The sequence below is a fragment of the Actinoallomurus sp. CA-150999 genome (genome assembly GCF_050942425.1).
Taxonomy (GTDB): Bacteria; Actinomycetota; Actinomycetes; order Streptosporangiales; family Streptosporangiaceae; genus Actinoallomurus.
Genome location: NZ_CP192063.1, coordinates 1,501,680 through 1,515,942, shown reverse-complemented (window position 1 = coordinate 1,515,942; position 14,263 = coordinate 1,501,680). Strand labels below are relative to the sequence as shown.

General features: G+C 69.6%; 10 protein-coding genes and 1 pseudogene. 6 read left to right on the top strand and 5 right to left on the bottom strand.

The annotated features are described in order from the left end of the window. Window positions 1-227 precede the first annotated feature (227 nt). Complete coding sequence (locus ACQP2O_RS07230; RefSeq protein ID WP_433181064.1) at window positions 228-1,628, bottom strand: PLP-dependent aminotransferase family protein; 1,401 nt, start codon at window positions 1,626-1,628, stop codon at window positions 228-230. Window positions 1,629-1,675: 47 nt separating this feature from the next. On the opposite strand from ACQP2O_RS07230, the gene ACQP2O_RS07225 reads away from it, so the two are divergent. Further along, window positions 1,676-2,854 (top strand): MFS transporter, encoded by a 1,179-nt coding sequence (locus ACQP2O_RS07225; RefSeq protein WP_433181063.1) that lies wholly within the window; start codon window positions 1,676-1,678, stop codon window positions 2,852-2,854. 111 nt (window positions 2,855-2,965) lie between these two features. Next, a complete protein-coding gene (locus tag ACQP2O_RS07220; RefSeq protein ID WP_433181061.1) occupies window positions 2,966-3,565 on the top strand; it encodes a hypothetical protein in 600 nt (199 codons plus the stop codon). Between the two features lie 7 nt (window positions 3,566-3,572). On the opposite strand, the gene ACQP2O_RS07215 is transcribed toward ACQP2O_RS07220, so the two are convergent. Then, window positions 3,573-4,730 carry a cystathionine gamma-synthase gene (locus tag ACQP2O_RS07215; RefSeq protein ID WP_433181059.1) on the bottom strand — a complete coding sequence of 386 codons (1,158 nt, stop codon included), beginning with the start codon at window positions 4,728-4,730 and terminating at the stop codon, window positions 3,573-3,575. A gap of 178 nt (window positions 4,731-4,908) precedes the next feature. On the opposite strand from ACQP2O_RS07215, the gene ACQP2O_RS07210 reads away from it, so the two are divergent. Both ACQP2O_RS07210 and ACQP2O_RS07205 read left to right on the top strand, forming a co-directional pair. Next, window positions 4,909-7,071, top strand: coding sequence for an MMPL family transporter (locus ACQP2O_RS07210; RefSeq protein ID WP_433181057.1), 2,163 nt, complete (start codon window positions 4,909-4,911; stop codon window positions 7,069-7,071). A gap of 164 nt (window positions 7,072-7,235) precedes the next feature. Continuing rightward, window positions 7,236-7,508, top strand: coding sequence for a hypothetical protein (locus ACQP2O_RS07205; protein WP_433190954.1), 273 nt, complete (start codon window positions 7,236-7,238; stop codon window positions 7,506-7,508). 715 nt (window positions 7,509-8,223) lie between these two features. Here the strand turns inward: ACQP2O_RS07205 and ACQP2O_RS07200 are convergent. After that, window positions 8,224-8,433 (bottom strand): annotated as a pseudogene (locus ACQP2O_RS07200) (MerR family transcriptional regulator); the annotation flags it as partial. Window positions 8,434-8,484: 51 nt separating this feature from the next. Continuing rightward, a complete protein-coding gene (locus ACQP2O_RS07195; protein ID WP_433181055.1) occupies window positions 8,485-9,279 on the bottom strand; it encodes an alpha/beta fold hydrolase in 795 nt (264 codons plus the stop codon). A gap of 328 nt (window positions 9,280-9,607) precedes the next feature. Here ACQP2O_RS07195 and ACQP2O_RS07190 point away from each other — a divergent pair, with 328 nt between their 5' ends. Further along, on the top strand, window positions 9,608-10,951 hold the full coding sequence (locus ACQP2O_RS07190) for a DUF222 domain-containing protein (RefSeq protein WP_433181054.1): 1,344 nt from the start codon (window positions 9,608-9,610) through the stop codon (window positions 10,949-10,951). Window positions 10,952-11,154: 203 nt separating this feature from the next. Here ACQP2O_RS07190 and ACQP2O_RS07185 read toward each other — a convergent pair whose 3' ends face one another. Then, entirely contained in the window at window positions 11,155-12,525 is a 1,371-nt protein-coding gene (locus ACQP2O_RS07185) for a cystathionine beta-synthase (RefSeq protein WP_433181052.1), read from the bottom strand. 135 nt (window positions 12,526-12,660) lie between these two features. Between ACQP2O_RS07185 and ACQP2O_RS07180 the strand changes: the two genes are divergently transcribed. Next, complete coding sequence (locus ACQP2O_RS07180; RefSeq protein WP_433181051.1) at window positions 12,661-14,067, top strand: PQQ-binding-like beta-propeller repeat protein; 1,407 nt, start codon at window positions 12,661-12,663, stop codon at window positions 14,065-14,067. Window positions 14,068-14,263 lie beyond the last annotated feature (196 nt).

Below are 14,263 nucleotides of genomic sequence, written 5' to 3'. Positions count from 1 at the left end.
ACATGGCGGATACGGGGGTCGCACCGGTCCGGCCGCGCGGGCGAGGCGCCGTCCGGAGTGACAGCGCTGCGGCCGGCGAGGCGCCGTCCCCATCCGGAGGGACACGGCCGCGTGCTCGGGAGTGACATGTGTGCGCGGCCGGCGGAAGGGACCGGGCCGTCCTCTTGAGGAGGAGTGACGCCGAGCCTGTGGCCGAGGCGTGCTCTTGACGCGGTCAGGGTGTCAGGTCAGCTCAGCAGGTCGGCGACCGCTGTGACGCCCGCGCTGATCGCGCGCTCGCCGACGTCGCCGAAGCCGAGGATCAGCTGGACCGGCGTGCCCTCGTGCCCGGAACGGCACGGGCTCATGCCGTAGAGACCGACCGAGCGTTCCCGGGCGGCGGCGATCACGGCCTGTTCGTCGAGCGATCCGTCAAGGTGCGCCACCGCGTGGAAACCGGCGGCGAGCCCGGTCACCCGGACGCTCGGAGCGTGCTCGGCGAGCGCCTCCACCAGTGCCGTCCGGCGCGCCGCGTAGACGCCGCGCATCCGGCGCAGATGCCGGTCGAATCGGCCCGACTCGATCATCCTCGCGAGAGCGTGCTGGTCGAGCGCCGGAGAACCCCGGTCGTCCAGATTCTTGTCCTCGGCCATCTGCCGGGCGAGGGCGGGTGGGCAGAGGATCCAGCCGATCCGCAGCGCCGGCGCCAGCGATTTGCTGACGGTACCGATGGCGATCACGCGGTCGGCGGCGAGTCCCTGCAGTGCGCCGACCGGCTCTCGGTCGTAGCGGAACTCCGCGTCGTAGTCATCCTCGATGACGACCGCGTCGCGGCGCGCCGCCCACTCGATCAAGGCCAACCGTCTCTCGGGTGCCAGGACGACCCCGGTCGGCCACTGGTGCGCGGGCGTGACGACGACGGCGCGGGCGTCCGTCGCGGCGAGCGCGGCGACGTCGATCCCGTGCTCGTCGACCGGCACGGGTATCGCCGACAGGCCCGCCCGGGTCGCGGCCGAGGTCACGGTCCCCGGCGAGCCCGGGTCCTCGTACGCCACGGTGCGGACGCCCGTACGGGCCAAGGCCCGCAGGGCGACGTTGAGCCCCTGCGCGTAGCCCGAACAGATCACGATGCTCTCCGGATCCGCCGACGCGGCCCGCACCCGCCGAACGTAACCCGCCAGGACGTCACGGAGTACCGCACTGCCGCGGGGGTCGCCGTAGTCGAGCGCGGACCTCGGCAGCGTCCGTACGGCCTCCCGCATCGCCCATGACCAGTCGGCACGCGGAAAGCCGCCCAGGTCCGGCACGCCCCACCGGAAGTCCGCGAGCAGGCGCGGACGCCGATCCGGTGGCGGGGCCGGCGCCGGTGCGACGCACGCGCCCGCCGCGACGCGGGTGGCGGAACCGGCGCGCGCCACCAGATAGCCCTCGGCCTGGAGCTGGATGTAGCACTCCTGCACGAGTCCCCGGGAGAGTCCAAGGTCGCGGGCGAGGAGTCGCGACGACGGCAGCCGTTCGCCGACCCGCAGCCGTCCGGATCGGATCGCGTCGCGGATCTGGCGTTCCAGCTGGCAGCGCATGGGCTCTCGGCCGTCCCGGTCGATGGCGAGCAGCAGATCGGGCGACGAACTGGACCAGTCGAGCGGCATGAAAGTGGAACTTACCGGCGATCCGCCTGCCTCCTACCGTCAGGCTCATGACCACGTCGATGATCCCCCCGGCCGCGCCCGCCGCGGCGAGGCCGCCCCTCCTGAGCAGGGCGCTGGCCCTGCGCTTCGTCACCGTGATCGGCGCCTCGGCGAACTTCTTCCTGCTGCTGTCGGTCGTTCCGCTCTACGCGACCGCGTCCTCCGGTGCGGGCGGCGGCGCCGCCGGGGCGGCGACGAGCGCGCTCATGCTGGCCACCGTCATCGGCGAGCTGGCGGCCCCACGACTCGTCGCCCGATACGGTCACCGTGGCGTGCTGGCGGGCGGGCTGGTCTTTCTCGGCGCGCCCGCGCTCGTCCTGACCGCCTCGGGGAGCCTGGCGTGGATCGTCGTGATCTGCCTCGTACGCGGCCTGGGATTCGCGCTCACGATCGTCGCGGGGGCCGCGCTGACGGTGTCGCTGATCCCCGCGGAGCGGAGGGGTGAGGGTCTCGCCCTCGCCGGCATCGTGTCCGGCGTCCCGTCGCTCGTCGCCCTGCCCCTGGGGGTGTGGCTCGCCCGGCACGTCGGGTACGCCCCGGTCTGCGGCGCCGCCGCCGTCGTGGCGCTGGCCCCGCTCCTCGTCGTTCCGGGCCTGCCCAAGCGCGAAGCCCGGTCCGAACGCTCCATCGGGGTCGTCGCCGGCCTCCGTTCGGCCGCCCTCGTACGGCCCACGCTCGTCTTCGCGGCCACCGCGCTCGGCGCGGGGATCATCGTGACGTTCCTGCCGCTCGCCGTCCCGTCGCGGCTCACGGGCCTGGTCGCCGTCGCGTTGTTCGTCCAGCCTGCGGCGTCCACGGTGGCGCGCTGGTTCGCGGGACGGTACGGCGACCGGCACGGAGCCGCGCGACTGGTCATCCCCGGCCTGCTGGCGTCGGCCGCCGGAATGCTCGTCACGGCGGAGACTCGAAGCCCTGTCACGGTTGTCTCGGGCGTGGCGCTCTTCGGCATCGGCTTCGGGATCACGCAGAACGCCACCCTGACGATGATGTACGCGCGCGTGACGTCTTCCGGCCACGGTGTCGTCGGCGCGCTGTGGAACTTCGCGTACGACGCGGGTATGGGCGTCGGCGCCGCGGGGTTCGGGGTGCTCGCCGGGCGGACCGGGTACGCCTGGGCGTTCGTCCTCACCGGCGCCCTGATGGCCGTCGCGCTCGTCCCGGCCTGGCGCGACCGGCCCGTCCGGTGAGATGTGGTGGCGTTGTCCGGGTGTCCGGGCCGGTCTCCGCTGCTGGGATCCCGGCGGAGATAGAGTGAGTCTTACTGGGAGTATCGGCTTGTTCGGGCTAGGGTCGGCACCATGTCGAGCGCTGATCGCTTGCTACTGACGCTGCACATCGGCTTCGCGATCTTCACTCTGGGGCCGCTGACCGCGGCGACCATGGCAACGCCCCGCTACATCCGCCGGGGCGAGCCGGGCATCGTGCGCTACCTCCACCGTGTCACCCGCATCTACGGCCTGCTCACGCTGGGCATCTTCCTGTTCGGCGGGCTCCTGGCGCATGGGCAGTTCAGCAAGGTGTGGCTGTCCGCGTCGATGACGCTGTTCATCGTCGCGCTGGTGCTGCTGGTGATCGTCGAACGCGATCAGCGCAAGGCCGTTCACAAACTCGAAGTCGCCGACGCCGAGCGGCGGCCGGCCCCGACGCCCGCCGAGGCCGCTCCGGCGACGCCGGCGGAGGCCGCTCCGGCCGAGGCCGCCGAGACCGTCACCGCGCCCGGTGACGGTCCGGCGGCGGAAGCCGAGACGGGCCCGGACGCCGAAAAGCCGGAGCCCGGGGCCGCACGTCCTCCGCTCGGCGAGATCGCCAAAGTGGAGACCGGCCGGATCGCCACCCTCTCCGGCGTGGTCGCCCTGATCTGGATCGTGGTCCTCGTCCTGATGGTCTGGAACGCCTAGGCGTGTCCTAGACCTCGAGGGCCTGTTCCAGATCGGCGAGCAGGTCGTCCACGTCCTCGATGCCGACCGACAGGCGTACGAGGTCGCCCGGCACCTCCAGCGGTGACCCGGCGGCCGAGGCGTGGGTCATCCGGCCCGGGTGCTCGATCAGCGACTCGACGCCGCCGAGGGACTCGCCGAGGGTGAAGATCTTGGCGCGCTCGCAGACCCGTACGGCCGCCTCCTCGCCGTCGGCGTGCCGGAACGACACCATGCCGCCGAACGCTCGCATCTGCTTGGCCGCCACCTCGTGGCCCGGGTCCTCGGGCAGGCCCGGGTAGTGCACGGCGCTGACCCGGGGGTGCCGGCTGAGGAACTCGGCGATCCGGGAGGCGTTGGCGCAGTGCCGGTCCATGCGGACGCCCAGCGTCTTCACGCCGCGCAGGGTGAGCCACGCGTCGAACGGTCCGGCGACCGCCCCCATGGCGTTCTGGTGGAAGACCAGCTCCTGAGCCAGCTCGACGTCGGCCGCGACCAGCGCGCCGCCGACCACGTCGGAGTGGCCGCCGATGTACTTGGTCGTGGAGTGGACGACGACGTCGGCGCCCAGGGCGAGCGGCCGCTGGAGGTAGGGCGAGGCGAAGGTGTTGTCCACGATGAGGCGGGCGCCCGTCTCCCGCGCCACGTGTGCCAGGGCGGCGATGTCGGCCACGCCCAGCAGCGGGTTCGTGGGCGTCTCCACCCAGATGAGCTTCGTCTCCGGGCGGACGGCGGCGCGTACGGCCTGGACGTCCGTCAGCGGCACCGGATCGTACGTCACCCCCCACCGGGCGAGAACCTTCGAGATCAGCCGGAAGGTGCCGCCGTAGGCGTCATCGGGGATCAGCACGTGGTCGCCCGGCTTGCAGATGGTGCGGAGCAGGGTGTCCTCGGCGGCCATCCCCGAGGCGAACGCCAGGCCCCGTACGCCGCCCTCGAGTGCGGCGAGGCACTCCTCCAGCGCCGTACGGGTCGGGTTGGCCGACCGGCTGTACTCGTATCCGCCGCGCAGGCCGCCGACGCCGTCCTGCTTGTAGGTGGACACCTGATATATCGGCGGTACGACCGCCCCTGTCGCGGGATCGGCCTCTTGACCTGCGTGAATGGCGAGCGTCTCGAAGCCGGCCTCGTGGTTGAAACCGTCCATGCACGCGAGGTTAGTGCCTCGGGAGGGGCACAAGTGCACCGCATCGTCCCTACCCAGGGATGAACCCTCTCCGCCATAGGGACTAGACCGGAAATCAACTGCCAAGGGGAGGTAAGGGCTGCTTTGCCTGCCTACAGTCGGACGGTACTCAAGAACAATCTACGAAGGGGAGCCACCCGTGTTCGGATGGCTGGGGCGTGGTGTCGTACGACACCCATGGTGGACGATCGTCGCGTGGCTCGTCGCGGCGGCCGCTCTGGTGGTGTTCGCCCCCAAAATGACCACCAAGTCGGACCAGCAGGCGTTCCTGCCGAGCAAGTACGAGTCGGTCGCGGCGTCGAAGCTGGCGGAGAAGGCCTTCCCGACCGGTGACCAGAAGTTCAGCCGCGAGATGGTCGTCGTCAAGCGGAGCGACGGGGGCCCGCTGACGACCGCCGACCAGCAGAAGATCGGCGAGGTCGTCAAGGCCATCCAGGCCAAGGCGATCCCGAACGTCCAGCAGGTCGTGACCAGCCCGCAGATGCTGTCGCAGAACCACAAGGTTCAGCTCATCGTCGCGGGACTGCCAAACGGGTTCGACAGCAAGACGCAGACGAAGAACCAGGACGCCGTCAAGCAGATCCGCAGCGTTACCGCCGACCAACTGAAGGGCAGCGGGCTGTCGTACGGCGTGACGGGCAACTTCGCGTCCAGCCTGGACAACCAGAAGTCCCAGCAGCAGACGATGGCGCTGATCGGACTCGCGACGGTCGTTCTCATCATCACGCTGATCTTGATCATCTTCCGCAGCCCGATCGCGGCGCTGCTACCGATCATCGTGATCGTCCTGGTGTCGCTGGTGGCGAACGCGGTCACCGCCTTCATCGGGAAGGCGTTCGACCTGAGCTTCGACGAGGGCTTCAACACGATCATCCTCGTCGTCCTGTACGGCATCGGCACCGACTACATCCTGTTCCTGCTCTTCCGGTACCGGGAACGCCTGCGGGCCGGTGAGGACAAGAAGACCGCGATGATCACGAGCGTCGAGCGGGTGGGCGAGGCCATCGCCTCCGCCGCCGGTGCCGTCATCGCCGCGTTCATCGTCCTGGTGCTCGCCTCGTTCAAGGCGTTCGGCGCACTCGGTCCCCAGCTCGCGATCGCCGTCGGCGTCATGTTCATCACGTCGCTGACGCTCGTGCCCGCGATCGTGTCGCTGATGGGCCGCGTCGTGTTCTGGCCGTCGAAGTCGTGGAAGAAGGAGCCGAAGCCCGGACTGTGGGTGCGTGTCGGCAACGGCGTCGGACGCCGCCCGCTCGTCGCCGCGGTCGCCTCCGGACTCGTCCTCGCGGCCCTCGCCGCGGGCGCCCTCGCTTTCAAGGCGGACTACGACTTCCAGGCCGCGGCCCCGCAGAACACCGAGTCGGCCAAGGCGCTCAAGGACTTCCGGGCCAGCCTGCCGTCCGGTCTGACCGCTCCCACCGAGGTGTACGTCCAGGGCAACGGGCCGCTCGACAAGAGCGCGGTCCAGAAGTTCGACCAGACGCTGCAGGGTGCCAAGGGCATCGGCCAGGTGTCACCTCCGCAGTACAACGCGGACCAGTCCGTCGCCAAGATCACCGTCATCCTCAAGCTGAACCCCAACTCGAACGAGGCGATCAGCCTGGTCAAGGGGCCGTTCCGGGACCTCGCCCACCAGAACGCACCGCCGGGAACCAAGGTGCTCGTGGGTGGGACCACGGCCGCGTTCGCGGACATCAACGAGATCAACAACCGTGACCTGTCGGTCATCCTCCCGGTGGCGGTGCTGCTGATCGGCCTGATCCTCGCGCTGCTGCTGCGCGCGCTGGTCGCTCCGGTCTACCTGGTGATCGCGGTGCTGCTCGGCTTCGCGGCCACGCTCGGCGCGACCGTCGGGCTGTTCCAGGGGATCGAGGGCAAGGGCGGGCTGATGTTCCAGCTCCCGATCATCCTGTACCTCTTCGTCCTCGCGATCGGCACGGACTACAACATCCTGATGATCGCGCGACTGCGCGAGGAGGCACGCGAGGGGCACGACCCACGGCGCGCCGCCGCGCTCGGCATCCAGCACGCCGGACCGACGGTCGCGGCGGCCGGTGTGATCCTGGCCGGTACGTTCGGGGTGCTGACCCTGTCACCCGACTCGATGTCGGCGGAGATCGGGTTCGGTGTCGCCATCGGCATCCTCCTGTCCGCCTTCGTCATGTCGGCGTTCTTCGTGCCGTCCATCACGGCGCTGATGGGTCACAAGGCCTGGTGGCCCGGGCACGGTGACGCCGTTCGCCGGCGGCCGGAGGAACCGCCCGCCATGGAGCGGTACGACATGGCCGATCGTCGGGGCTGACCCAGTGGGTTGGTGCCCGTACGCGACCATTGACAGCTGGTCGTAGCGATTCATCGCAGTAGGAATGGTGAAGCCCCGGTGACGCGGTCGCGTCGCCGGGGCTTCATCGTTCCGGCGATTCCGTTGGTCAGGGGCCGCGCCAGGCGTCGTGGATCGGCGGTGAGGTGTCTAGGCGGGGGTCAGTCAGGTGCCGCTTGTGGGCGGGACGCCGGCTGGAGACGGGTCGTGGGCCGGAGATAGGACCTCGGGTGGAGATAGGACCTCGGGTGGAGATAGGACCTCGGGTGGAGATAGGACCTCGGGTGGAGATAGGACCTCGGGTGGAGATAGGACCTCGGGTGGAAGTGGGACCTGGGCTGGGAGTGGGACCTGGGCCGGAGATGGGACGTCGACCGGAGGTAGGACGTCGGCAGCGGGCGGAGTGTCGGCCGCTTTGAGCGCGGTCAGGAACCACTGAGCGGCTTGTACCGGGTCGGTCTTGGCGGGCCGGCCGTTAATCACTGCTAGCAATGTCCAGTAACGCGATACCTGGGCATTCGCGCCGATACGGAGACGCTCGGCGAGCCATGACCGAAAGTCCGCGTCGTCGCGGCGTCGATGAGCGTCGGCGAAGGCAGCGGCCAGCTCTTCGACGATGGGCCTGGCCTCCGTAGCCGTCGGCGAGACGCCGGTCGCGAGCGCCTTGCCCGCGAGCTCGATGGTGGCCTTCTCGGCCCGCTGCCAGCTCGCCGGATCGCCCCCGTCGGCTCCGGAGGCACGATCGGCGGCGTGTCTTTCGAAGGCTCGCCGAACGTCCGCGCGGAATCCTTCGTCACCGACCAACCCCGCCAGCTCGACCCAGGCCTCGATCTGTGCCGGCGCGGCGGCCTCCGGCAGATCGGGCAGCATCGATCGCAGATGAGCCGCGAAGCCCGGTTCCATGTCGAGCCCTCGGGTCGCCTCCTCGATGAGGTCCGCCACCATCCGGCGACGTCGGTCGACGGACAACCTGGCCAGCCGGTTCGCGCGCGCCATGTCGGCGGCGTCCGCACCGTTCGTGACGACGTGACGCAGCACGGCCTGGCGCACGCGCAGCGCCTGTACCTGCACTTCCAAGGCGGCGATCTGCCGATCGGCGACCTCGGCCAGAGTCTCCGCACCGGCGAGCACACGAGCGACCGTGGCCAGATCGACACCGAGGTCGCGGAGAGTCCGGACGAGTTCCAACCGTGTCAGCGCCTCCCGGTCATAGATTCGGTAACCGCCGGCCGTTCGGCCGCTGGGCGGAACCAGCCCCGCATCGGAGTAGTACCGAACCGTCGGCACCGACAGACCACTGAGCCGGGCCACCTGACCGATGGTGTAGCAGCCGTCCTCGTTCACACCGTCCAGCCTCACGCATTCCCCGCGGATCTGTGGCCTCCGGGTGTCGGCTTACGGGCGTGTTTCCGGAACCAAGCGGTCCAGAATCAGGCGGACGACCTGATCGGCGTCCTCCAAGTGCACATCATGGCCGGTGTCGACGTCCACCACGGACAGCAGGGGCGTTACGGCCTCCGCTGCGGACAGTTCCTTGGCGAAGCCCCGCTGATACGCCGGGAACACCGCGGCGGCGTCGGATGGCAGCAGCTCGACCATGCCTCGGCCGGCCGATGCGACCACCACCAGCGGGCAGCGCGCCGCGCGGTAAGTGGCGAAAAGATCAAGGTTGCCCAACTCGGCCACCAGTCGTGCCAGTGCGGGGTCACCGGCCTGCCGCACGGAGCTCTCGAGGAAGTCGCGCATGGTCGCCTCCGCGGCTCGCGCTGCCTCGGCATCGAGCCCGTCGAACGGGCCGATCGGATTGGTGTGGCCGTCGAGATTCACCGTGAGAGGGCACTCCGGATGGCGCGTCGCCCAAAGAGCCGCGACCAGCCCGCCCAACGAATGTCCCACCACGGCCGGCCGTTCCAGCCCGCGGTCCTCGACGACCGCGGCCAGGTCCTTCAGCCCGGCTTCCCAGGACCACAGTCCCGGTCCGGAACGTCCGTGCCCCCGCAGGTCTGCCGTCACCACCCGCAGTCCGGCCGCTACCAGCGGAGGCGCGACCAACCGCCAGTCCTCCATGCTGCGGCCGCCCCCGTGCAACAGCACGACCGCATCGCCGGATCCGCCGTGATCTCGAATGGCGAGCTCGACGTTCCCTGACATCACTGTGTGTTCTGAAGATGGTGCGACTGCTTCGGGCATCACGCCTCCCGGTTCTCTGTACTGACCAATCCGCAAATCCGGATCAGCGTTCTAGGTCTGCGTCGGCATCTGTAAGCGGCGCCGTGTCGGGGATCCTCGGTGCGAGGTCCCTCCGGCGGACTCTGTTCCTCAGCGGGCCCTGTTCCTCAACGGACCCTTTTCCTCAACGGGCTCTTCGACCGACTATGAAGGCTCAAGTCACTTGAGACTCAAGCCACGACGGTCAGACCGAGTTCGTCGGTCGCGCCGCTTCGGCGCCGGCGCCGGTTATCCACAGGGCGGTGCGACGCGCTGTCATCGGTGCCGTTACGGGCGGTAGGAAGGTGGGGTGGATACCGGCGAGGCGGGCTCAGGTGGGGCGGCATCGGCGGCTCAGGCTCTGGAATCGATCCAGGCGGGGCTGGCGATGCTGGCCGCCTGTGACATCGACGCCTCCGCGGCGGCGGACATAGGTGAGGAGAGCGCGCTGATCGTCCGCGCGATCGGATGTCTGCAGCTCGAGGCGGCACGCAGACTCGGCAGGTTCGACGCGTTGGGCGGTCCGGCGGCCGATGGCTGCCCGTCCCTCACCGGGTGGCTGGGACGGCGATGCCGACTGCGCCCGTGGGAGGCCAAACAGCTCGCCACCCTCGCGGCTCGCCGTTCTCTGCTGGCCGACACACTCGCCGCCTTCGCGGACGGCGAAATCGGATTCGGGGACGTTGCGACGATCGCAGAAGGGATCGATCGAGCCGCTGACACGATGACCGGCTCCTGGACTCCCGAACGCGTGGCGCAGGCCGCCCAGCCGGCGCTTCTTGGGTTCGCCTCCGCGGGGACGCCGGGGCAGCTTCGCAAGGCCGCCACCCGGATCGCGGTGACGCTCGACGGCGAGACCGCCGAGCAACGCCGCCGTCAGATCGACCGGCAGTCGTTCCTCAACGTCGGGCAGGGCATCGACGGCATCGGACTCCTCAGCGCGGAAATGGGTGCCGAGGACCTCGCCATCGTGGAGAAGGCGATCGACGCGTTCGCGCCGACACCGAACGCCGAGCTACCGCGCTGGCAGAACCTCCCCGGCCATCGGCGCCTGCGCGGGCTGGTCACCGCCTGTCAGGTCGCGTTGAAAGCAGCCGGGCGACACGGGTATCGCGAGCGCGGTGGCGCCCCCGTGCGGGTCCACTTGATCGCCAGCACGGCCACCGTTGATCCCGACGTGCCCGTTGCTCAGGCTCCAGCGGGCCGCACCGAATTCGGCACCGTCCTGACCGCCGCGCAGATCCGGGAGATGATCCAGCGCCACCACGCTGGGATCCATCAGATCTTCATCGGGCCTGACGGCTCGGTCGCCGACCGATTCACCGCCGGTGGACAGCCACTTAACTGGGGCCGGACCCGTCGGCTCTTCTCCAGCGACCAACGCGACATCTACCTGGCCCTGCACGACACCTGTGCCGCGGAGGGCTGCGATCGGCCACCGGCCTGGGCTGACATCGACCACAAACAGCCCTGGGCGCAAGGCGGCCGCACCGACCTCGACAATGGCCAGCCGCTCTGCCGCTGGCACAACCTCCATAAGCAGAATCACGAGGACCGCGCGGGTCACATCCACCAGAAGCCGCCGGACCCACCGGACGGTGAACCACCGGACGCCGAGTTACCGGAGGGCGAATCACCGGACTCGGACGACTAGAGCTTCTCAAGGTCGGCGCCGAGGGCTGCACAGGCACCGCTCGTTCAGAGTCCGCGTCTCGCCATGTGCAGTTGTTCCCCGTGAGGCGATAGACCTCCTCACGGGGAACGACTACTCAGCGTGAGAAATCACCACGTGCTGCGGGACCAGCCAGGTAGCACCTGGTACAGCCGCTAACGCGGGGGACAGCCACGCAGCGGCGCTCAGCCGCTTGCGAGGAAACCGAGAAGGTCCTGCCGGGTAATGAGACCGGCCGGTTTGCCGTCGACGAGCACGACGGCGGCACCGGCGTTCTCCAGGACGCTCACGGCTTTGCTCACGGCTTCTCCTGACCCCACCATCGGCAGCGGTGGTGCCATGTGGTCTCCCAACGGGTCCTCCAGAGCCGCCTTGCCGCTCACCAGCGCCGCGAGAAGGTCACGCTCCCCCACAGAGCCGACGACCTCGGCGGCCATCACGGGCGGCTCCTCCTTCATCACCGGCAGCTGGGAGACGTCGTATTCGCGAAGAATCGACACTGCGGTGCCCACGGACTCGTGCGGGTGAACATGCACGAACTCCGGCAGCCCGGAGCCCTTCCGCGCGAGCACATCGGCGATTCGCGGCTCCTCGGTCTCGGAGGTGAGGAAGCCGTAGTCGGCCATCCAGTCGTCATTGAAGATCTTTGACAGGTAGCCTCGTCCGCCATCGGGCAGCAGGACGACGACCACGTCGTCCGGACCGGCCTCGGCCGCGACTCGGAGCGCGGCCACGACCGCCAACCCGCAGGAACCGCCGACCAGTAGCCCCTCTTCCCGCGCCAGCCGCCGGGTCATGGTGAACGAATCCTTGTCGCTCACGGCGATGACCCGGTCACATATGTCGCGGTCGTACGCCTCCGGCCAGATGTCCTCGCCAACGCCCTCGACGAGGTACGGCCGACCGGTGCCGCCGGAGTAGACCGACCCTTCCGGATCCGCGCCGATGACCTGGACGCGCCCGTCCGAGACCTCCTTGAGGTATCGGCCGGTTCCGGTAATGGTGCCGCCCGTGCCGATCCCCGCGATGAAGTGCGTGACACGCCCTTCGGTCTGCGCCCAGATCTCCGGGCCCGTCGTCTCGTAATGCGAGCGCGGGTTGTTCGGGTTGGCGTACTGGTCAGGCTTCCAGGCCCCCGGGATCTCCGCGGCGAGGCGGTCGGAGACCGAGTAGTAGGAGTCCGGGTGGTCAGGAGACACCGCCGTCGGGCACACCACGACTTCCGCGCCGTACGCGCGAAGCACGGCGATCTTGTCGTTCGCCACCTTGTCGGGGCAGATGAACACACACCGGTACCCCTTCTCCTGGGCCACGATGGCGAGTCCGACGCCCGTGTTGCCGGAGGTGGGTTCGACGATCGTGCCGCCCGGTTTGAGGGCGCCGGATTCTTCGGCGGCCTCGACCATGCGAACGGCGATGCGGTCCTTTACCGACCCGCCCGGATTGAAATATTCGACCTTGGCCAGGACCTGCGCCGTGGCTTCGGTCGTGACGTTGCGGAGGCGTACCAAGGGGGTGTCCCCGATGAGCCCCGTCAGCGAGTTGTGCACGTGCACCAGCGACGTCCCTGTCGTCGGCAATAGTTCTGCTCAGAAGGTACCTCACCTACCATCATCACGGTCCGTGCTGCAGTCGTCGCGATTTGTTGTTACCGTCTGTCCACGCGTGGACAACCCCTCCGGGAGACGAGCATGGCGCCAAGCGGGCGACGGCGTGACGGGTGTTCCGGACCGCCCTCTCATGCCCATCGGCGCCACGCTGGACGCTCACGGCACGGCATCGCGGTCATCTCCCTCCAGTTCGCCATGCTGTCGACCGCTCTCGGGTGCTCGGCATCCGGCGGGGCTGATCCGACCTCCGCCGCCGCTGGGTGGCAGGACGCATCCGCCGGTGTCGTGAGTCGGCCGGCCATCGGCGGAGGCGTCACTGCGGTCACCTCGCTCGACGACGAAGGACGACTGTGGACGATCGTCTTCGACCTCGCCACCGGCCGGCGCCTGTGGTCTCGGCCATCCACGACGTCGGGTCGCCCGGCCGACCTGGGCGTCGCGCCGCCGGCCGTGGCCGGGCCGCCGGGCCGTGCCGTCGTGGGAAGCGTCGAGCCACGATCTTCCGGGGCCGAGGTGGTCGGCCGGGATGTCCGTACCGGGAGTCAACGGTGGGCGCGCCCCGTCGGGACGACGTTCGGGCCCACGCGGTGCGGTGACTCGCTCTGCCTGTCGGAGTTCACCGCCGAGAAGAGCGCACGATTCGCGGTGCTCGATCCCACCACCGGCAAGGCGTCATGGACCATGCCGGGCGTCGCCGAGGCTGAATGGGCCGATCGCCGACGCGTGGTGGTGTTCCGGATCGCCGCACATCCGGTAATAGAGGCTCACGACCTGGCGAGCGGCCGGTCGCTGTGGTCGTTCCCTGTCGAGCGGGCTCTCGGCGGAACGGTCGATCTGTCCGGCGGCTGGTCCTTCGGCGCCCTCGACAACGACCTGATCGGCTATCTCGCTCCCTTCCGGGCACGCCAGGGGGCACCGCTGTCGGCGTTCGGTTTCTTTTCTCTCCGCACGGAGGACGGCGCGCTGCAGTGGGCCCACCACCGGTCGCTCCGTCTGTACCCGAGCGCCGATCCCGCAGTGGCGCTGGTGACCCGTGACGTCGACCCTAATGACCGCTATGGCGGTTTCACCCAGGTCAACCCACACACAGGCCGGGCCGTGGCGGCGATCCCCGCGCCGCCGAACTCCGGCCCCGACCGGTGGCCCGCGTTCCCCGCCGACCTGTCAGCGCTGGGCCTGCTCCAACCAGGCCATCCCGGTCAGACGTACGACCTCCGGACCGGAGGGCTGATCGCCGGGCACGTCCGGGCGTGGTCGTTCTGCACGACGACACCGGCACCACTGAAGATCAACGGAAGCACGCGGTTCTTTCCGGTCCCCGCCGTATGTCCGTACGACATGTTGACCGGCCGAAGACTCGCGTCCACCGAACCGCCCCCTGGCTGGTACACCGGCGCCGTCGATGGTTGGCGAGTGTGGCGAGACGAACACGGCGGCCTGCACGGACGACATGACGCCGAGGGCACCGTCCCGGGAATGCTCGGTTAGCCGCGGGTGCAGCACCGACGCGTCAGCCGCAGCGCAGGCGACGGCGCGTTGTGGCGGCGCGCCGCCGGGCGACTCGCATCCGCCGGCCGCTCCACCCTCAGAGCCCTTGCTCAAGGGTGTCCGCAGGGGGCCGGATGAGTGAACAGCGGTTCGTACGACACCGGTCCGCGGGATTCACCTGGCCCCGAGGTGTTGC

Bases quoted from the DNA above. Each gene is read 5' to 3' on its own strand.
- ACQP2O_RS07225 (WP_433181063.1), top strand. From the start codon at position 1,676: ATGACCACGTCGATGATCCCCCCGGCCGCGCCCGCCGCGGCGAGGCCG.
- ACQP2O_RS07215 (WP_433181059.1), bottom strand. From the start codon at position 4,730: ATGGACGGTTTCAACCACGAGGCCGGCTTCGAGACGCTCGCCATTCAC.
- ACQP2O_RS07230 (WP_433181064.1), bottom strand. From the start codon at position 1,628: ATGCCGCTCGACTGGTCCAGTTCGTCGCCCGATCTGCTGCTCGCCATC.
- ACQP2O_RS07220 (WP_433181061.1), top strand. From the start codon at position 2,966: ATGTCGAGCGCTGATCGCTTGCTACTGACGCTGCACATCGGCTTCGCG.
- ACQP2O_RS07180 (WP_433181051.1), top strand. From the start codon at position 12,661: ATGGCGCCAAGCGGGCGACGGCGTGACGGGTGTTCCGGACCGCCCTCT.
- ACQP2O_RS07195 (WP_433181055.1), bottom strand. From the start codon at position 9,279: ATGCCCGAAGCAGTCGCACCATCTTCAGAACACACAGTGATGTCAGGG.